The sequence below is a fragment of the Candidatus Erwinia haradaeae genome (assembly GCF_900698995.1).
In the GTDB taxonomy this organism is placed as follows: domain Bacteria; phylum Pseudomonadota; class Gammaproteobacteria; order Enterobacterales; family Enterobacteriaceae; genus Erwinia_E; species Erwinia_E haradaeae_C.
This window is the reverse complement of sequence record NZ_LR217735.1, coordinates 394,871-417,702: the sequence shown is the minus strand read 5'-3', so window position 1 is coordinate 417,702 and position 22,832 is coordinate 394,871. Positions and strand designations below refer to the sequence as shown.

Here is a 22,832-nt window from a genome sequence, read left to right as displayed (position 1 = left end):
CTACATCAGAGATCAGCGGATTATATTTATTCTCTACAGATCTCTGATTAAATTTAAAAAGCTAATTAGAGATAAAATTTAACAAATTACTTTAGAGACAATTCCAGCTCCAACAGTACGACCCCCTTCACGGATAGCAAAACGCAATCCTTCATCCATAGCAATTGGATGAATTAAAGTGCCTTTTATATTGATATTATCACCTGGCATAACCATTTCAACACCATCTGGAAGATCTATGGTACCTGTTACATCAGTTGTTCGAAAATAAAACTGCGGTCGATAACCTTGAAAAAATGGAGTATGACGTCCACCTTCTTCTTTAGATAAAACATAAACTTCTGATTCAAATTGAGTATGAGGTTTAATAGTTCCTGGCTTAGCCAAAACCTGCCCTCTCTGAATATCTTCTCTCTTGATACCACGTAATAAAATTCCGCAATTTTCTCCTGCCCGGCCCTCATCTAAAAGCTTACGAAACATTTCCACACCCGTACAAATTGATTTTACAGTATTTTTAATACCAACAATCTCTACTTCGTCACCGACTTTAATAACTCCTCTTTCTACACGACCAGTTACTACTGTACCACGCCCAGAAATAGAAAAAACATCTTCAATTGGAAGCAAAAAATCTTGATCAATAGCACGCTGAGGTTGTGGAATGTAATTATCTAAATGATTAGCTAATTCGATAATTTTCGCTTCCCATGCGGCATCACCCTCTAGAGCTTTTAACGCAGAACCATAAATAATTGGAGTGATATCACCAGGAAAATCATACTGAGATAAAAGATCTCGAACTTCCATTTCAACAAGCTCTAATAATTCTTCATCATCAACCATATCACATTTATTAAGAAAAACAATAATATATGGAACCCCTACCTGACGACCAAGCAGAATATGTTCACGAGTTTGAGGCATTGGGCCATCCGTTGCAGCAACTACTAAAATTGCTCCATCCATCTGAGCAGCGCCAGTAATCATATTTTTGATATAGTCAGCGTGCCCAGGGCAATCAACATGCGCATAATGTCTTTTTATAGTATCATATTCCACATGCGAAGTATTAATAGTAATACCACGCGCTTTTTCTTCTGGCGCGTTATCTATCTGATCAAATGCACGCGCAGTACCACCATACGTTTTAGCTAATACAGTTGTAATGGCTGCAGTTAAGGTGGTTTTACCGTGATCAACATGACCAATAGTTCCAACATTGACATGCGGTTTAGAGCGTTCAAATTTTTCTTTAGCCACAACAATATTCCTTACTTTCTGTACCATCACGATACTTGGTGGGGATAATGAAATAATATTCAATAATATAAACCCAGCAATTTATTTACCACGAGCTTCGATAACAGCTTGAGCAACATAATTTGGGGCTTCAGAGTACTTTAAAAACTCCATAGAGTACGAAGCACGCCCTTGAGTTTGTGAGCGTAAATCGGTTGCATAACCAAACATTACAGATAAAGGTACCTGAGCACGAATAGTCTTACCAGTACTAGTATCTTCCATGCCCTCAATAAGTCCTCTACGACGATTCAAATCACCAATAACATCACCCATATATTCTACCGGAGTTTCTACTTCAACTCTCATTACTGGCTCTAGTAGAACCGGTTTTGCTTGATTAAATGCAGATTTAAAAGCTAAAGCAGCAGCTAATTTAAAAGCTAGCTCAGAAGAATCAACATCATGATATGAACCGTAATGCAGGCGCACTTTAACATTCACCACTGGATATCCAGCTAATGGACCAGATTTTAGTTGTTCCTGAATACCCTTGTCTACAGCTGGGATAAATTCCTTTGGAATAGAGCCACCGACAATATCATTAACAAACTCATAACCTAGGCCACTCTCTTCTAGAGGACCCATATCAATTACGATATGAGCAAATTGACCGCGACCACCTGACTGCTTAATATACTTACTTTCAATATCAGTCACTGTTTGACAAATAGTTTCACGATAAGCTACTTGAGGTTTGCCGATATTAGCTGAAACATTAAATTCACGCTTCATTCGATCAACTAATATCTCTAAATGTAACTCTCCCATGCCGGCAATAATAGTTTGCGATGATTCTTCATCGGTCCATACACGAAATGAGGGGTCTTCTTTTGCTAAACGACCTAAAGCTATACCCATTTTTTCTTGATCAGCTTTAGTTTTTGGTTCCACTGCTACAGAGATAACTGGGTCAGGAAACTCCATACGCTCTAAAATAATCACATTGTTCACGTCACATAACGTATCACCGGTCGTAACATCTTTCAAACCGATAGCAGCAGCAATATCACCCGCATATACTTCTTTTACTTCTTCACGCTTATTGGCATGCATTTGAACAATACGACCTAAACGTTCGCGCTGTAATTTCACTGGATTCATTACTGTATCACCAGACCTAACAACACCGGAATACACACGAAAAAAAGTTAAATTACCTACAAATGGATCTGTAGCAATTTTAAAAGCCAGTGCCGAAAATGGCTCATTATCATCTGAATAACGTGCTACTGAGGTGTTCCTTCCATCATCTAAAACACCTTTAATTGCCGGCACATTAGTTGGTGCTGGAAGATAATCAATAACAGCATCTAACATTGCCTGAACGCCTTTGTTTTTAAAAGCTGAACCACATGTTACAGGAATCACTTCATTATTAAGAACACGTTGACGCAAAGCATCCTTAATTTCTTTTTCAGTTAATTTTTGACCACTAAGATATTTGTCCATTAGTTCTTCAGAAGCTTCAGCAGCAGACTCAAGTAATTTTTGATGCCACTCTTCCGCCAGTTCTTGCATGTCCGAAGGGATTGTCTCATATGTAAAAGTCACACCCTGATCAGCATCATTCCAATAAATAGCTTTCATTTTTACCAAGTCAATAACACCAATAAATGTTTCTTCTGCACCAATAGCTAACTGAATTGGCACTGGATTTGCTGAAAGTCGTACTTTAATTTGATTAACAACTTTTAAAAAATTCGCGCCCATGCGATCCATTTTATTAATAAATGCAATACGCGGTACTATATATTTATTAGCTTGACGCCAAACCGTTTCAGATTGTGGTTGCACGCCTCCTACCGCACAATAAATCATAACTGCACCATCTAGAACACGCATTGAACGTTCTACTTCAATAGTGAAGTCAACATGCCCTGGAGTGTCAATAATGTTAATTCGATGAGACGAGAATTGTTTGGCCATACCAGACCAAAAAGCAGTTGTAGCTGCAGAGGTAATAGTAATACCGCGTTCTTGCTCCTGCGCCATCCAATCCATAGTGGCCGCACCGTCATGAACTTCACCAATTTTATGGTTAACACCAGTGTAAAACAAAATACGTTCAGTGGTTGTCGTTTTACCTGCATCGATGTGTGCGCTAATACCAATATTACGGTAACACATTATAGGTGTATTACGAGCCATGTGATTCCTCTGAGTCTCTGCTGTTTTAGTCAATACGGAAAGCAAATCAGTTATTTATTCAATTATTCTAATAATTTAATTTTACCAACGATAATGTGCAAATGCCTTATTAGCCTCAGCCATACGATGAACGTCTTCACGTTTTTTTACTGCATTCCCTCTATTGTCTGCAGCATCAGCTAGTTCATTTGCTAAACGTAACGCCATAGATTTATCACTACGTTTACGAGCCGCCTCAACAATCCAACGCATTGCAAGCGCATTCCGACGTACAGGGCGAACTTCTACGGGAACCTGATATGTAGACCCACCAACACGTCTAGATTTTACCTCTACAATCGGACGAACATGATCTAAAGCAACTTCAAATATTTCTAGCCCCTGCCTACCAGAACGCTGGATCACAGTCTCTATCGCACGATAGACAATAGTTTCAGCAATAGATTTTTTACCATCAACCATAAGGATATTGACAAACTTAGCTAGTAACTCAGAGCCAAATTTTGGATCAGGTAAAATTTTACGCTGACCTATAATGCGACGACGTGGCATAAGATACTCCATTATTCATTCATAATACTTAAACACTCTTAGGTTCTTTTCAAACTATACCAATTAAATAACCCTTGACCTTATTAATAAAATTTAGACTTTCTGAACTCTTACAGAAAATCATTTACAAATTAAGATTTTGGTTTTTTTACGCCATATTTAGAACGTGCCTGCTTGCAATCTTTAACACCAGAGCAATCTAATGAACCACGTACAGTATGATACCGCACACCTGGCAGATCTTTTACACGACCACCACGAATTAAGATCACAGAATGTTCTTGAAGATTATGACCTTCCCCCCCAATATAAGAGGTAACTTCAAACCCGTTAGTTAAACGAACACGACATACTTTACGCAAAGCTGAATTTGGTTTTTTAGGGGTAGTCGTATAAACGCGAGTACATACGCCACGTTTTTGAGGACATCCCTCTAACGCAGGTACATTGCTTTTTACAAGTTTTCGTACACGTGGTTTTCGCACCAACTGGTTAACTGTTGCCATAACTCGCTCCTAGACTTCTGGATTTTTCTGATACCAGCAATTTTTCCTTGTGACTGGCAAAATAATACTAATTTAAAATTATTACACTTAATACTATCAAAAGTCAAGAAATAACAAAAAGAACCGCCGCATGTTATTTACCATGCTATTTGCTGAAGATTTTTTATTCTTAGTTTTATAAATTCATCATAACTAATAACTTGTACCTTCGAGGATATATATATTAGCAGACCGCGAGCAACAAGATCCTCCTTTAAAATGTATAAGGTAATCCTTGCGCTTAAAAGCTCTTGAAGAATGTTAGACCCCTTTACTCCAGAAAGAACACCATCCTCTAATAATAAGACATCATCCCCTGTAGAGATAAGACGTAAAATAGCTGGGAAATCACAATAAAAAGGTGAGCGAGAGATAGTATGTAACATGATAATCCTAAAAAGTAATTATCTGATCATAGTCATTTAATTTAATGCGTAAATCTCTTGGAAATAATATATGTACTTTTATAAGAAACTGGTTCTTAGTTGGTATACCACGCTCTTCGAGCGCTGCTGCACAAACATAAAACTGTGTGATATCATATAAAGGAAGAACACCAAATGTAACACTGTAATTACGTGCTAAAATAACATTGCTATTTTGTCCTGGCAATAACTGTAAAACGCCATCACTCACAAAAAATAAGCCAATTTTTTTAGTTAACGTTAATGCCGCTAAAACTGCATCTAGACCTTCACGTCCAGAACTGGAGCCATGTGGACACTGTGTAAAAACAAAAGCAATATCATTCATTAAAATTTGACTACTCGATCAGAGGTGAGCACTGCTTCTGCTAAGGAGACTAAACCGGTACATCGAAAACCTATAGCTAGATTAGCTTTTCCTAAATTCAGCGCTAATGATTCTTTTTGATTACAAACACCACGTCGTAATGCTGAAGAAATACAAATATTTAGAACAACACCATGTTTCTGATGTAATTTTTGCCAAAAATTAGTTAAGTTAACTTCGTCGCTAGCAGGCGAATGTAATGCGTTTGCATTCATAACACCCTCGCTATAAAAAAAAATACTATTAAGAGTATGATTATTAGCTATAACTGCATTAGCAAATAACCAAGCACTACTAGCATTTTGAGTTCCATAAGCTGGCCCTGTAACTATAAGGCAAAAACGCATAATTAATCCTTTGCTAAAATATATACATATTTAAAATATTCAAAGTCTATATATAGACCAATATCTTTAAAAATCTTAAATAAGTACACATACCAACTTTTCATCTTTAGGCGATATCAATAGAATTTCTCTCTAAGTATCTATAAAAAGAGATGCTTCATATTGACTAAATCATATCTCATACACAATACACTAAAAATGTTTTGAGCTATCTTAAAAGCGCTATATTACTATCTAATATTATAAAATAAATAGAACAGATTCGAAATGACCATCTGAGTTTATGCATACAGCATTTAATATTGAAAATATTTTTATTTACTATAAAGATTGAAAAACTATCTCACAATATTGCGTTTTGGTTAATAAAGCATATCGATCTTTTCTATAAACTTTATATTATATAGATATGTTTGAGAATGACTCGAGTCTAGTAATCTCAAATAAAAGCAAAATTTTTACTTTTCTAAGAATTATGATGTTATCTAATAACAATTCTTAATAATGTGGTATGATTACTAATTAGATGAAGATTATAAATCTTTATTTTGAATTTCACTAAAAAATTTATACTTTCTCATTAATTTTTTCACAGAAAAAGATTCATATTATTCAATATTAAATATTAAATTTAAACTATAAACAAATAAGATGTTATTTAAAGTAAAAATTACCTCCTACTGTTTCACAAACCTCTATATTATATAATATCTATCTTTATTTGTATTATAGAATAATATTCTAACAAAGCATAATATTAGTTAATATTCAGTTGATATTTTATATAGTTTGTATATAAAAATATTATATATACAACATATACAAAGCTTTTAGTTTCTTATTAATTTTTTTAATAAAGATCTTGTTTTTAAATAAGTAATAAGTGCTTGACTAATTTGGATTATATAAAAATTCTATATAATCCGATTGTAATCAATACAAGCTACTTCTGATTAAAAAAGTTTTTAGCAACTGTTACATCATTTTGAATTTGTTTTTTTAACGAAGACAGAGAATCAAAACGCTTTTCATCTCTTATTTTATAAAGAAAAATTACTTCAATATAATGACCATACAAATCAATGGATGTATCTAATATATGCACTTCTAATTGTGTATACAATCGTGTTAATGTTGGGCGCGTTCCAATATTTGCTACACCATGAAACATTTGATGATTCAATATTTTGACATATACAACATACACTCCTATTATCGGCGATATAGTATGCAGTAATGCTATATTAGCAGTAGGAAACCCAAGAACACGACCAATTGAGTCTCCAGACACTACTTTGCCACATATACTAAATGGGCGCCCTAATAATATTGTAGCTAAAGATAAATTATTTGTAGCTAATGCCTGACGTATTGCAGTACTGCTGATACGTTGTTTATCATTCAACAATGTCTTTGCGCCAAAAATTTCAAAACCATAACGGATAGAAGCATTTTGTAATAAAAAAAAATCACCGCTTCGTTCTGACCCAAAGCGAAAATCATCCCCTACTGCTAATAATGTTATACTTAATTTATTTATTAATAAATCAATAATAAAATTATGTGCACTTTGTGAGGCAAAATTATGACTAAAACGAATACATAATACTAAATTTACTCCAAAATTTTTCAAATAACACAACTTTTCATGTAATCTGGTCAAACGGGGAGGAGCTGACCCTAGGGAGAATCTTTCTAATGGATGAGGCTCAAACAACATAACCATTACTGGAACATTACATTCACGCCCTTTTCTGCATAATTGTGCCAATAGTGCCTGATGCCCTCGATGTACACCATCAAAGTTACCAATAGTTAATGCACAACCACGATCTCTTGCCCTTAAGTTATGTATACCACGTATCAACCGCATAATTATCTCAAATAATGCAGAAAAAGAGAAAAAATGATCATTTTATAAAAATCTGACAGACTATAATCTTATTGTTATCTTTCACAAGATAAAATCTTTAATTATGTGATCTTTTATTAGGCAAAATAAAATTTAAATTAACTGAAAAATATTAAAAAAGTTACTAGTTTTCAACAAAAATAAAACTAGTAACTTTTAGGATTACATAATCAAAGATAACCAATTATCATCCTTAAGTATTAAAATTAACAATACAATATCTTAAATGCTAACATTTCGCCTATAAGTTGATTTTTTTGTCAAAAAAATAGTTTAATTATTAATATTAAGTTTTCTCGCACTTTAATTACAACATTACGCATGCATTATAATTGATCTATATGCATATCTAAATATTGAGAAATCCCATCAGGCGATGCTATAATACCATTTTTACCTTTTTCCCATTGCGCTGGACATACCTCTCCATTCTTTTCATAAAAATTAAGTGCATCAACCATACGTAACATTTCATTAATATTACGACCTAATGGTAGATCATTTACCACTTGATGTCGAACTATACCGACTTGATCAATTAAGAAAGAGGCACGTAATGCTACACCGATTTGAGGGTGCTCGATACCCCAAGATTTCTGAATTTCATGCTTAATATCAGCAACCATAGTATACTGAATATCACCAACTCCACCGCGATTAATTGGTGTTTTACGCCATGCGTTATGAACAAACTGCGAGTCAGAAGATACGCCAATAACCTCTACATCACGCTTCTGAAATTCTTGATATCTTTTATTAAACGCAATCAGCTCAGATGGACACACAAACGTAAAATCCATTGGCCAAAAGAAAAGCACACACATTTTTCCATTAACGTGTTCTATAAAGTTAAATTTCTCTATGATATTACCGTTTCCCAAAACAGCAGCAGCAGTAAAATCAGGGGCGGGATGTGTCACTAAAACCATGATCAACTCCTAAATAAAATTCTGAGAATTCAGAGGTAAAAGAGCTCATTAACATCTCACTAACATTCAAAATCATCTTTTAGATGGTGTTAATTTTAAACACTGTTAAGTCTTTTGACTATCAATCAAACGCCTCATTAATTATGATTAATAAGTTAAAATCAAAAAAATCAACCATAGCACAATCATTTTATTCAAAACTACACTCACGGCTCTAACTCTATTTAATATTCAATATATAACATAAACATAAATATCTAGTATTTATGCCTAACACTTCTAGTACTTAATGTATGATATTTAACTATACAAATTATTATAAGACAGCAATTATTATAGAGCAATTTTTACAAGAATGATTTAAATGTTCCACGGTACTTGTAATATAATTACATTACTTTAACAAAAAGATTTAAATAACACATACTAATCATTTTATAATACATCTTACTCAAAAAATAATTTTATTCTAAAATCTACACTTTCAAAAAAAACCAATTATATCCAAAACAGTGTAAAAAATAGCATTTAAGCGATATAGAAACTTCATAGTACAAAATCAAAACTCATGTTAGAATACGATAGATTTTACATATGTTCTCAGTCTAATATTATATTTATAAATCATAGAAATAATTATAGAAATTTCTTACAATTGATAATATATAAATCTGTTTAAAAGACATTACCTAGCGAGATGTTATAATTATATCATCATACATGATATGCAAATTCTATATTTTCAGGTCCAGTCTCAGTTAGTAAACATACTAATAAATAAAATATATTTATATTATAAACTATATTTTGTGTGCATTTACCAAAAATTGTCAATAAAAAATTTTAATCAACCCATCATTCTGAAAACTTATTCTGATAGATGATATTTATCTTTACAATAAAGATATCACACCACTTACATCAAACTAGTTCTCAATGTATATTTTAGTAAGCTTTTTAGCGATTACGCGCTCTTAAAAATATTTTCTAAACAAAAAATCAACAATAATAGATCTATATTTTTTTAAATGTCGCTTAAAAATAAAAACTAAACAAATCAAACTAATTCATATAAAAATAATTCACTAATCTTAACATCTGAAATGTAAGATGATAAGCAATTTAGACAAAACTAAAAATACAAATTTATTAGCGATTTGTAATAAAAATATCTATATATTTGTATTTTTAAAATTATACGCTATAATTATATTAATATATTTTTATCATAGTATGTCTAGATATTATTCATAAAAATTAAATCTTACTACATTTATTTATCATCTATCTTTTATTATATAAATAATTTATTATATATTATAATAATATATTTATATTTCAATAAAATTTTTATCAAAATTAATTATTCATAAAAAACTACTAAATAGATAAATTATACATCCTAGTATTTATTTCAATCAGTATAAATAGATACTTATCTAAAGAGCGGAATACAATGAAAGCATCATAAGATAAATATCATTTTTTAGCTCGTAATATATACAAAAATATAACATAGCATGCCAAATATACTTATAGACCTATTTAAAGTCATTATCATCTAGTAGATAGAATATCTCTATATATAATTCTAATCGTTTATCATAATTACTATATTTTCCCTGCCTACTACCTACTGCCTACTACCTAGACGAGGATAAAAATGTATAAAACCCGCATTGAGCAGGATTCTATGGGTACTATTGAGGTTCCTGCAAATCAGCTCTGGGGTGCACAAACACAGCGTTCTCTAAAATATTTTTGCATTTCCACAGAAAAAATGCCAGAAGAGCTTTTATATGCAATAGCACTCACTAAACGTGCAGCTGCAAAAGTTAATCAAGAGCTTGGTTTAATAAAATCTACTCACGCAGAAGCGATTATATTAGCAGCTGATGAAGTACTAGCTAAAAAACATTATAAAGAATTCCCACTTTCGGTCTGGCAAACCGGATCTGGTACTCAAACAAATATGAATATGAATGAAGTTCTCGCTAATCGCGCCAGTGAACTTCTTGGAGGCGAGCGCGGAATGTCTCGCTTAATTCATCCGAACGATGAAGTCAATAACAGTCAGAGCTCTAATGATGTTTTTCCGACTGCCATGCATATTGCAGCGGTCTTAGCTATAAAAAACAATCTAATCCCAGCAATAAAGGCACTCCATACAACACTATACCATAAATCTAGAGTCTTTAAAGATATTATCAAAATCGGTCGCACTCATTTACAAGATGCCACTCCGTTAACTCTTGGGCAGGAGATTTCAGGTTGGAAATCAATGCTTAAGCATAATCTAGTCCACATTCAACAAAGTATACCTCATTTATTAGAGTTGGCGATAGGAGGAACAGCTGTAGGTAATGGTCTAAATGCTCACCCTGAGTATGCCTTTCGTATGGTCAATGAAATTGTCGCGCTAACCAAAATAAAATTTATTACAGCGCCAAATAAGTTTGAGGCATTAGCAACTTGCGATGCTATAGTCCATGCTCATGGTTCCCTAAAAAATCTATCAGCTTCTTTAATGAAGATTTCTAACGACATTCGATGGTTATCTTCTGGTCCAAGATGTGGTATTGGTGAGATTAATATTCCCGAAAATGAACCTGGCAGCTCCATCATGCCAGGCAAGATAAATCCTACTCAGTGTGAAGCGGTAACCATGATATGCTGCCAAGTGATGGGAAATGACGTAGCAATTAATATAGGTGGAGCATCGGGTAACTTTGAATTAAATGTATACAGACCCATGGTGATATATAATTTTTTACAATCCTTGCGCATATTATCTGATGGCATAAATAGTTTCAATCAACATTGTGCACTGGGTATACAACCTAATTATCATCGTATTCGTAAATTACTTGATGAATCATTAATGCTTGTAACAGCTCTTAGTTCACATATCGGTTATGATAAATCAGCAAAAATTGCTCAAAAAGCTCATAAAGAGGGGTTAACATTAAAAGAATCTGCAGTACAACTGGGATTTTTAACAGAAGCTCAATTTGATACCTGGGTTAAACCTGAAAAAATGGCAGGTATTTAAAATTATCACTATCAAATATAAATATAGTATATTTATACAGAAAATAGAATTGAGGTATTGTAGATACTACAACAACTCATTGTTTGAACTTATGAGTATCGAATAATTATCTCTTAATGCTATTGTTTTATTTAATTTTAGAAAAGATGAAGAATTATTCTACTGTTACTGATTTTGCTAAGTTACGAGGCTTATCTAAATCAGTACCTCGTATAAGGGCAATATAATAGCTTAATAACTGTAATGGCACAATATAAACAATAGGTTCAAGTACTGCTGGAATATGAGGTAAAGGAACAATATGCATGTTATTACTACTTGAAAAATTAGAAAGAGAATCAGTAAAAATATACAGAAGACCACCTCTAGCACGTACCTCTTCAATATTAGATTTGAGTTTATCTAATAGTGTGTTCTGTGGCGCAACTACAATAACTGGCATCTCAGAATCAATTAATGCTAATGGACCATGTTTTAATTCACCAGCAGCATAAGCCTCAGCATGAATATAAGAGATTTCTTTTAATTTTAGAGCCCCCTCCATAGCTATTGGATATTGTTCTCCTCGCCCAATAAATAAAGCATGATTTTTATTAGAAAAGTTCTCTGCTAATTTAGCAATGAGTTTATCTTGCAATAATACCTTTTCAATACAATCTGGCAATATCCTTAGAGCATTAACAATCTCTCTCTCTACTTTTGAGGTTCCACCTTTTAAACTACTAATTTTTGCTACTAGAATTAATAAAACCACTAATTGAGTAGTAAAAGATTTAGTTGATGCTACACCAACTTCTATTCCCGCTTTCGTCATAAGCGAAAAATCAGATTCACGTACTAAAGAGGAAGAAGATACATTACAGATAGATAAAGATCCTAAATATCCTAAATTCTTAGATAAGCGTAATGCTGCTAATGTATCAGCCGTCTCTCCAGACTGAGACAAAGTAATAAATAAACTGTTTTCTCGTACTACGAATTTTCGATAACGAAATTCAGAAGCAATTTCAACATCACAAGGCATATTCGCTAGCGACTCAAGCCAATAACGAGCAACCATTCCGGAGTGATAAGACGTACCACATGCTACAATCTGTATATGCTCAACTTTTTCTAGAAGAGAATAAGCCTGATCATTAAACTCAGAAAACTCAACAAGACTATTATTATAACGACCACTTAGCGTATTTTTTAATACCAAAGGTTGTTCATAAATCTCTTTCTGCATATAATGATTATATAAACCTTTATTTCCTGCATCATAATGTGTGTCTAATTTTATTTCGCAACGCTGCGCAATATTATTGCAGCGATCTATAATTTCAATACCATAAGAGCTAATTTGTGCAATATCTCCTTCTTCTAGATATATAAAACGACGGGTCACTGACAGTAATGCCATAGGATCCGAAACAATAAAATTTTCACCGATACCACAACCAATCACTAAAGGACTGCCAGAGCGAGCAGCAATTAATCTATCAGGAGAGTAAGTGTCTAATATTACCATACCATAAGTACCACAAAGATCTGGAATAATACGCTGTACTACTGAAAGTAATGAACCGCCCCTTTGTTGCTCCCAGTGCACTAAATGAGCCACTACTTCCGTGTCAGTCTCTGAAAAAAAAGTATAACCCCGATCCCGTAATTGGTCACGTAATAGCTCATAATTCTCAATAATTCCATTATGCACTACTGCAATATTAGTAGATATATGTGGGTGAGCATTAGTTTCTTCTGGTTTTCCATGCGTAGCCCATCGTGTATGCGCAATACCAGTTTCTCCTAAAAGTACAGCATGTTCTGCTGCGCAGATTAAATTGTTCACTTTTCCAACACAGCGCAAACGGTTTGCCTTTCCGGTGGAGTTAACTACCATAAGACCAGCAGAATCATAACCACGATATTCAAGACAACGAAGCCCTTCAAGAAGAATTTTTGCAATATCCCGCTGGGAAACAGCACCAATAATTCCACACATAGTTATGAGTTCCTGATAGTGTTATTAAGTAACCAGATATTTTAACCTGATATTCTCAGGAGATCTAATTGCGCCCTCAATATGATCATAAATGATAATGATGTTAATATATTTAATAGATATTCTCTAGATATGAAACATGTAATTTTAAAATTATTCTTCTTTTTTCTTCAACCGATTCCAATTAGAATTAAAAATTTGTTTTTTTTGATCGTAAACCAACCCAATATCTGGAATATCTCTTATAATAGTAGTACCAGCAGCAATAGTAACGCCAGGTGATACTTGAACCGGAGCGACAAAACGAGACCCAGAACCAATAAAAACATCATCACCGATTATAGTCTTTGATTTTTTAACACCGTCATAATTACAAGTAATAGTTCCTGCTCCAATATTAACATTTTTTCCGATCTCTGCATCACCAATATAACTTAGATGTCCTGCTTTGGAACCTATCCCGAGATGTGAATTTTTCAATTCTACAAAATTACCGACACAGGAACCCTCTTCTAATTTACTTCCTGGACGTAAATGAGCAAATGGCCCAATGACAGACCTTGGCCCTAAGTAAGAGTCCTCAATAACGCTATAAGGATAAATTACACTATTATCAGATATAATACTGTTTTTAATTAAACACCCACTGCCAATAGTAACTCCATTTCCAACAACTACATGTCCTTCAATAATTACATTAGAATCAATAACTATGTCATAACCATGTTTGAGTGTGCCACGTAAATCAAAACGATTAAGGTCTTGCAACGTCACACCCTCTAAAAGCAATTGTTTTGCCTGTTCAATTTGATAGAGACGTTCTAACTGGGCAAGCTGAAGGTGGGTATTTACTCCACCTGCCTCAATACTGCTTGCAGGATGCACTGAAACAATAGGACAATCTTGCTTATGAGCTATTGCAATAATATCAGTTATATAGTATTCACCGATTATTTTGTGACTAGTCAGCTGACCGAGCCAACGCTTTAAATCGGCACCACTCGCCAAGAGGATACCTGTATTAATCTCATTGATTTGTAGTTGTTCTGGTGTGGCATCTTGTTGTTCTATAATGCCAACTATTCTCCCTTTTTGACGGAGAATGCGACCATAACCAGCTGGGTTATCCAATTTTCGTGTAAGTAAAACAATACCACCTTCTATCTTTGCCATTTGAAGACGGGACAATGTTGCACTTGAAATTAAAGGAACATCACCGTATAACATTAAAATATCTTCATTATCATCAAAATATGATGAAGATTTCTGCATGGCGTGACCTGTACCAAGTTGTTCTTCTTGAAAAATCCAATTTAATGATTCATCCTTGAGAGTAGTTTTTAAAAGATCACCGCCATAGCCATAAACTAAATGAATGTTGCGTGCATTAATTGCTTTAGCGCTATCTATAACGTACTGAACAATAGGTTTTCCTGCAAGCAAATGTAGCACTTTTGGTATATGGGAGTGCATACGGGTACCTTTACCAGCAGCAAGAATTACTACGCTTATAGAATGGTCGAACATAAATATCTCAGCTAATTATTTATTCAACGTGGCAACGGAGCAACGGTAAGACTTTATATGAGGTGAAACTATGTTTACTCTACGGGTAGGCATATAAAACTTATATATTAAAAAAAGTAGATGCCATTACAAAAATACTTATTATATAGCTATACATAGAAAAAGCATTGTCATATTCTCATAAATTATGCTAAATAACCACATATTATAGTATATATTACTCTACAATATGCATTTAATCCGGTATTATCTAATTTAACCATTTTAATTTTCTTGATTTTATAACTTACGGTCTTCCTATCTGTTCTATACCTCACACCATACCTCATGCTCATATTTAATCTATCAAATACGATAAAAATATCTAGATGCTATTATATATAAAGCAATAAATCAGAATATCTCTAGTTGTTTTTCAATAGCAAAGATAACAGAAGTACATATTAAGATCATTTAACTAATAATAATTAAAAACATTTTATTTTTTAGATTTTTAAATTAAATTGCTATAATTATATTTAATTAAATATATAAATTGTTATATATGTAAAAATACAAAACCATCACTATACTTTAAGTTATAAAACATATCACTTAAAAATATCCATTGATTAGAGTTATAATTGGCAATTATAAAGATCTATTTATGTGATCTATAATTTTTAGATAATTTAGCTGAAATATGCTATCTAAATGCTAATTTTACTAATTATAGTATTCTATTAGAAAATAAAGTATTAGAAAGATATCATCTACACTGATAAATTTTATTTTACGTTTTATAACCTATTTGCAACCTATAATATAATAAAATAAAATATATTATATTTTATAATATATATAAATAATCAATTTTATCTCCTGCAAAAGATAAAACACATATAAAACACATATAAAAATATATAACACATATTAATCTATATTGATAGATTCTTCCTCTCATTACTCTTAAATTTAAGATAATCTACCAAGTATTAGTACCTATAAATAATTCCCCAAAAATAGCAATAACTCTAATTATGTTTAACAAAATGATGTTTTTGTATAACTACAAAACATATCCACTTTATTATAAAAGATTTAATCCTATAATAAATCAAGAAATAGAATTGTATTCTATAACAAATAATAACAGACACATAAAATTTTCATACATCTCTTAATAAAAAGATAGCAGTAAACAACATTTGAGAATCTATTAATACTCAATGTGGTAATACTTTTAAGACTGATTTATTAATGATTATTGCAAATATAATAAATTTAATGATAATTATTAATCATTAAAAGATTGCATCTAAAACTGAAAGTAATAATTTTATACATACACTAAGAACGAAATATCTGCCAAATCAAAAATATAAGATAAATTTTCTAAAAATTATCACTTTTAAGCTCAACCTAAACAGCGGCATGATCTTTGAGGTAAAACTATATTTATTAAAAGTAGAACCTATCAAAAACAATGACCTCTCTTAGCACTATTCTACATTTAGAAAATGATAAATTTAAGATTTTTAAAAATTATCATAAACTAAGAGCGCAGATAAAAAATATTCTATAGAAAATTAGATTATTAATATCTTTATAGATCTAATTTTATAAAATATAGATAATATATTTATTTTTTGATCAAAATTAAATAAAACGATTTATTATAAAATAACAACCATACATCTCATTTCATTAAATAACAAGATATGTAGCATACTGACATCACATCAAAAATTATTGGCTCCAAGATGAACATATTAAATATAATAGGATATAAGGTAAGAATATAAAATTACAATCTTTTTAAAAAATAATCTTTAGCTAATCTCTTCTATTATAAAATAAAAGATAATATTTAAACTATAAAAAATTTTTGATCTATTATCTATAAAGATCAGTGATCTACTATTTTGATTTAAGTTAATTACATAATTAGCGCGCTAAATTTAAAATTAGGATCATTGTCTACTATAATATCATTATTTATGATATTTATTGACTATAGCTTAAAATAAAAAATTCTAATAAAATTTAAACAAAATAATAAGATATGCGTGTAAATTTTTAAATATATAAAAGAAATATTCTATTATTAAGATTACAATAACTACTTGTATATTAGTATTTATTATATATAAATCAAAGTACTTTTTATAAAACTATGTATAATATATACGAGATGATTATCTGTTCACGTAATATTTGATTTACTGATAATTTATTATTGTATCTTTTCATTTCAAATCTTCGTCAATAAAATATTTTATAAAAAAAATACTGTTAATAAAATTAGTATAAATTAAGTGATATTTTTGCTAAAAATAACTATCCTGCTATCAGGTAAAGATCACAAGGCGCCTGTCTCATATGTAAAAATAACAAAATATTATATCAAGACTTATTTTGATCTTCACCTATAATATTTATTACTCATCACATATTTAATGTCTTTTCATAACCAGGCTTGTTAACAACAATTAATATTGTACTATAACAATTTATATTTTATAGTTTTAGGAAAACAAAAAAAATTTTAATCCTTAACTTTTATTCTTTTCAAAATCTAATATTTACAAATCAACAGACATTCCGGGTAAGAAAAAATATCTTGAGATCAATTACTATCAATAGATTTTTTTTGAATAAAAAAATTTTACTAAAGTAAATGTAAAAATTTTTAAATTATTTAAAACAAATATAAATATAAATATAAGCAAAATCAGTCAGATCTCTGTCATTAAATGTTTTATAAGTTATTTTTTTCATATATCAGAATAATTTATCTTTTTTATGCCAGTCTATCTCTTATTATAAAAGCTTTCTTAAACAACTTACATTTGACATCTATATAAATATTTAAAAAAATCATTATAGATAGTTTTTCAATATTTTTAATTTATATATCAATGTTAAATAAATTCCTAGTAAGTGAAAACATTATGTAATACTTATCAGATAAGATTTTTCCAAAACGTGTTGTATGAGATATTACTTTATATTATCAAATTAGTGAAGATTCTCTATTATTAACATAATATTGCATTTTACTTCAATTTTGAAGCCATTCTATTGATGTACTAAATATTCGTAGAAAAAATAGTACCTACTATGCAATAGATCACAATTACGTCCTCTGTCAATATATTATTTTACTGCCAATCAAAGATAAAAATATGTTGAAGTACATACATATATAGAGAAAATTTACTTATTTCCAACTAAAAAATCTTTAAAAAATATCTTTGTATTATTATTGCACTGATAAAATCCGTCTATAGTCCAAGACGTTTAGACCTCTATTGAATAATTTTTTCATATTTTATGCAGTATGCACAGTTATTAAGGTGTTCTGTTAAAAAATTAATATCTCTGACATCTATGCGAGACGATAAAGATTGTGCTATAAATTATTTTTTATAAGTTATATTTTATAATTTATTATAAAGTTATAAATATTTTTAGTCCAGACTCAAACCAGAAAAATTCTATAGAAGGAGAGTTTCATGGTAAAAATAGAATGTTGTCTCTTCTCATTTTTCACGTCCTTAAAACACAATCAACATAAATAACAATAACCCATTACATTATCTAATCTCAGAATCATGCTCTATATAAATCATATTTATAACATATTCTTTAGAAAATTTTAAAAACTACAACTATAAAGAAATATCAGAAACGCGCTCAAAAATTAGAGAAATGATATGTTATGATAGGACAAAACTATTTAAAAAGAACACATAACATTATAAAAAATATATCTAAACTAGTAAACCGCATATCATCGACTTCTGCATATCTTACTTTGTATGTCTTACTAAAACATAAAGTTTTTAGCTATTGATACATCTCCTGTTACTATTTAGCATATCGCGTCTGTTGATCATAAAAACATAATACATAAAACGATTCTGACACAATATAGATTTTATTCACTGTTAAATTTTTAAAACAGACCAGTAAAATTTTAAAAAATTTACATATATTTTATTATACACTGTTTGCTATTTCTAATATTTGTAGCTGGCATACCCCAAATATATTTGATAATATAATGATTAACTAGATAATATAATTTATAAATTTTATCTTATCTAAAGATAGACGGTGTGATCAATAATAAAGACAAATCAGTAACGCTGACTATAAAAAATTAGAGAGTCATTAGTCATAAATTTTTCTGTAAATGATACTTATCAGACATATAATAAAAATTGCACTAAGAATTTAATTAAAACAGAGAATACAACTTATTTTTCTGCTTTAACATGATATAAATACTGTAAATATATAGAAATACTCTAAAATCACCATTTTTTTTGATGTGTTTTATATATTAACTATTTAATTTTATACACAACAGTCTTAAGATATGAAATACACTATCGTCACTATAAATAGTGATAACATAACGATCTCTAATATTATTAACTTTTTAGTAAAATAATTATAGGAGTGCATATTACTTAAATGCAAATCATCAAACTGCTCTTGATCATATCCGGAAAGGTCAGCTATACAACAAAACAATGAATAAAATAAAAAGATATTTTTAAAATCAGTAATTATAAAACAAATAAATATAATAATTAAATTAAAATCAAAAACAGGAGAATGATTAAAAATATTTATTTAATTGAAGAATTTATTTTATAACTAAAATCAGAATATAATTCTAAAAATATAGAATATAATTCTAAAAATATAATAATGTAATATAAAAGGGATAATTGCTTTATAATTGGTTATTATGTGAAATATCTAACATATTTAGTGTATTAAAAACACTATAAAAATATAAAAATAATATATTATCCGATCACATCGTTAAACATATCCTTATATCTTATTTAATTTTCATAGTAATTGACTCGGTTTAATAAAAGTACTAATTATATAAATCGTTAAAAATTAATAATTTTACAGAATCTACGTGATTTGTTAAAAACATTATGTATAATATTTTTATATATTATACATAATGTTTTATAAAATATCTTGCTACATTAATAATAATGTACCTCAACACATTATATCGCAAAAATTCACAATAAAAATTTAACTGATAAAATACGATGAACTTTATAATCTTACTTCATTATCTTTCAATCTCTTGCTGAATATTTTTAATAAACTTTGCAATATCATCAAAATATACCTTTTATACCTTTATATATTTTTATATGTCTTACCATATTCTAACTGCATTGATCAATTTTATTTAAAATAAAACATTCTTAAAAATAAAAATGTATAAATCATGTTGAGTTATATATCGTACGTTATTCTAGGGGATAATTTAGTATCCAACTATAGATTGAACATACTTAATCTAATTAAAATATTTTGTAAAAAAATCACTAACTATATATATCTATAATTTGCTTAAAAATAAAATAATTAAGTCTCTTATATTTGTATATACAATAAAAAAAATATAAAATTATATAAAAATTCAAGCTATTTTAATTTCTTTATTTTATCAGAAATTTTATCAGAACTAATAAAATAACTTTTTCACCAATAGAGGTATTCAGATCAATATCACAATACAGTGATACTTTTTAAGTATCAAAAAATACTATAACACTATTGTAGTCTATAATAAAATATGTATTTATATTACATAGAACACATTAATAATAGTGACATAATAATTAATAAAATAATAAACAAAAATACCACCAGCCTAGATACAGTCAGCTAATCTATTGTTCTATAATTATCGCTAATATAAAAGTTCTTCATATATATTTAAAAAGCCTAATCAATAACATACTTACATATAAAATTTACACATAAAATTTAAATAAAAAACATTAAATTCCTACTATAAGCAATGAAAATTATACTTAAAAATATATACATATATAGATCATCTGCGATATAGATATAAAAATACTAAATCTTACTTTCTCATATAAAAATATGAGAGATATCAACTATGTAATTAATATTATCTATTGTATAATAATATAATAAATACCTGTATAGAAAAATTTAATATTGATTCATAGATCTGTTTTATCTTAAAATTATCGTATTGCATTCTACAATGTTTAGATACTTTCTTATAGAAAGATTTTCATAGGTATCAATAACATTCAAAACAAACTAGTCCTAGTGGCTTAATTATATTACGAAAAATCACATTTCAAAGTAAAAATTATAAATAAGTATAAAAAGTTTTTATGACTATCATGCATAAATTTATCAACACGTAGCAGTGAAAATCTTTAACATGATTAATGGCTTGCATTTAAATTATGGTTAACTTTTAATAGATCAGATAATTTTAGTATAGAGGTGCCCTATTTTTACCAGAGTGGCTAATTTTTGTCGAAAAGTCCGTGGTTGCGAAGAAGTAAGCGCAACTAAAATAGCAGAAAACTATCCAGTGGCTATTGTTACTAGAAATCATCACAATATCTCGCATAAAAATATTAGTGATAATGCTCTTAAAGTATTATGCCGTCTTCATAAATTTGGATACGAAGCTTACCTCGTAGGTGGTGGAGTACGTGATTTGTTGCTTGGTAAACAACCTAAAGATTTTGATATAACTACTAATGCAACACCCGATCAGATGCGTCAGTTATTCCGTAACTGTCGTTTAGTTGGCCGTAGATTCCGTCTTGCCCATATCATGTTTGGAGATGAAATTATTGAAGTGGCTACATTTCGCGGACACCACAAAATAGAATCAAAAAATATTAATCATCGTCATCATGCACAATGTGCTCAAAATGGTATGCTATTACGTGATAATATTTTTGGATCTATTGAAGATGACGCTCAGCGTCGCGATCTGACAATTAACAGTCTATATTATAATATAGCTGATTATACAGTCCGTGATTATATGGGTGGGCTAAATGATCTTAAGACAGGAATTATTCGTATAATTGGAAATGCTGAAACTCGTTATCGTGAAGATCCAGTTCGAATGTTACGAGTTATAAGATTTTCCGCTAAATTAGGAATGGATATTGCCCATGAAACTCAAGAACCAATCCCACGTCTAGCTACGCTGCTATATGACATTCCTCCTGCCCGTCTTTTTGAAGAAATACTAAAACTTTTTCAGACTGGTTACGGATATAATACATATCTTGAACTATGCAAACATCAATTATTCCAACCCCTGTTCCCGATTATTACACAATACTTTACTGAAAGTGGTAATAGTTACATGGAGAAAATGATTCTTCTAGTATTAACAAATACTGACATACGCATCCATAATAACATGCGCGTTAATCCAGCGTTTTTGTTTGCCGCCATGTACTGGTACCCGCAGCTCATAATATCGACAGAACTTGCCAAAAAAAACAATCTTAACTATTACGATGCTTTTATATTATCTATGAATAATATCTTAGAAAAAGCCAATCAAGTTTTGACCATACCAAAGCGTATTACTACATTAGTGCGAGAAATTTGGCAATTACAATTTCGTTTAACTCGCCGACAAGGTAAACGAGCATTTACAATTATGGCACATCCAACATTTCGCGCTGCATATGATCTTCTCAAAATGAGAGCTCAAATAGAAAACAATCATGATTTGCAAAATCTAAGTACATGGTGGCTTGAATTCCAAATATCCGAAATACCCGAGCAAAAGATAATGATTCAAATACTTGATCATCACCTAATTCGTTCATATAAAAAGCAAGCAATATGTGCATATTCAATCACTGATTTACATCATAAAAAAATAACTAAAAATAGTGATTATTAAA

The 22,832-nt window shown here is 30.2% G+C and carries 13 protein-coding genes; 2 read left to right on the top strand and 11 right to left on the bottom strand.

All coding sequences use genetic code 11. The features are described 5' to 3' along the window. Window positions 1-78: 78 nt before the first annotated feature. The 9 genes from tuf to ERCISPPA3004_RS01210 form a co-directional block, all read right to left on the bottom strand. Entirely contained in the window at window positions 79-1,263 is a 1,185-nt protein-coding gene (gene tuf, locus ERCISPPA3004_RS01250; RefSeq protein WP_157990322.1) for an elongation factor Tu, read from the bottom strand. A gap of 81 nt (window positions 1,264-1,344) precedes the next feature. Continuing rightward, the gene (gene fusA / locus ERCISPPA3004_RS01245) at window positions 1,345-3,453 is read right to left on the bottom strand and encodes an elongation factor G (protein WP_157990321.1); all 2,109 of its coding nucleotides are present in this window, start codon (window positions 3,451-3,453) and stop codon (window positions 1,345-1,347) included. A gap of 81 nt (window positions 3,454-3,534) precedes the next feature. After that, the gene (gene rpsG, locus ERCISPPA3004_RS01240; RefSeq protein WP_157990320.1) at window positions 3,535-4,005 is read right to left on the bottom strand and encodes a 30S ribosomal protein S7; all 471 of its coding nucleotides are present in this window, start codon (window positions 4,003-4,005) and stop codon (window positions 3,535-3,537) included. 131 nt (window positions 4,006-4,136) lie between these two features. After that, complete coding sequence (gene rpsL, locus ERCISPPA3004_RS01235; RefSeq protein WP_157990319.1) at window positions 4,137-4,511, bottom strand: 30S ribosomal protein S12; 375 nt, start codon at window positions 4,509-4,511, stop codon at window positions 4,137-4,139. A 137-nt stretch (window positions 4,512-4,648) separates the two neighbouring features. Continuing rightward, entirely contained in the window at window positions 4,649-4,936 is a 288-nt protein-coding gene (gene tusB, locus ERCISPPA3004_RS01230) for a sulfurtransferase complex subunit TusB (protein ID WP_157990318.1), read from the bottom strand. 7 nt (window positions 4,937-4,943) lie between these two features. Next, entirely contained in the window at window positions 4,944-5,303 is a 360-nt protein-coding gene (gene tusC / locus ERCISPPA3004_RS01225) for a sulfurtransferase complex subunit TusC (protein WP_157990317.1), read from the bottom strand. Then, complete coding sequence (tusD, locus tag ERCISPPA3004_RS01220; RefSeq protein ID WP_157990316.1) at window positions 5,303-5,689, bottom strand: sulfurtransferase complex subunit TusD; 387 nt, start codon at window positions 5,687-5,689, stop codon at window positions 5,303-5,305. Before tusD ends, tusC begins: the two co-directional genes overlap by 1 nt. A 943-nt stretch (window positions 5,690-6,632) precedes the next feature. Further along, the gene (ribF, locus tag ERCISPPA3004_RS01215; protein WP_157990315.1) at window positions 6,633-7,562 is read right to left on the bottom strand and encodes a bifunctional riboflavin kinase/FAD synthetase; all 930 of its coding nucleotides are present in this window, start codon (window positions 7,560-7,562) and stop codon (window positions 6,633-6,635) included. A 365-nt stretch (window positions 7,563-7,927) separates the two neighbouring features. Beyond that, complete coding sequence (locus ERCISPPA3004_RS01210) at window positions 7,928-8,530, bottom strand: peroxiredoxin C (RefSeq protein ID WP_157990314.1); 603 nt, start codon at window positions 8,528-8,530, stop codon at window positions 7,928-7,930. A 1,663-nt stretch (window positions 8,531-10,193) separates the two neighbouring features. Between ERCISPPA3004_RS01210 and fumC the strand changes: the two genes are divergently transcribed. Then, window positions 10,194-11,582, top strand: coding sequence for a class II fumarate hydratase (gene fumC / locus ERCISPPA3004_RS01205; protein WP_157990313.1), 1,389 nt, complete (start codon window positions 10,194-10,196; stop codon window positions 11,580-11,582). Window positions 11,583-11,736: 154 nt separating this feature from the next. On the opposite strand, the gene glmS is transcribed toward fumC, so the two are convergent. Beyond that, window positions 11,737-13,566: a glutamine--fructose-6-phosphate transaminase (isomerizing) gene (gene glmS / locus ERCISPPA3004_RS01200; RefSeq protein WP_157990312.1), complete on the bottom strand. Its 1,830-nt coding sequence runs from the start codon at window positions 13,564-13,566 to the stop codon at window positions 11,737-11,739. Between the two features lie 153 nt (window positions 13,567-13,719). Then, window positions 13,720-15,093, bottom strand: coding sequence for a bifunctional UDP-N-acetylglucosamine diphosphorylase/glucosamine-1-phosphate N-acetyltransferase GlmU (gene glmU / locus ERCISPPA3004_RS01195; protein WP_157990311.1), 1,374 nt, complete (start codon window positions 15,091-15,093; stop codon window positions 13,720-13,722). Window positions 15,094-21,400: 6,307 nt separating this feature from the next. Between glmU and pcnB the strand changes: the two genes are divergently transcribed. Continuing rightward, window positions 21,401-22,831, top strand: a complete 1,431-nt coding sequence (gene pcnB, locus ERCISPPA3004_RS01190; protein ID WP_157990674.1) for a polynucleotide adenylyltransferase PcnB — start codon at window positions 21,401-21,403, stop codon at window positions 22,829-22,831. Window position 22,832: the final 1 nt, after the last annotated feature.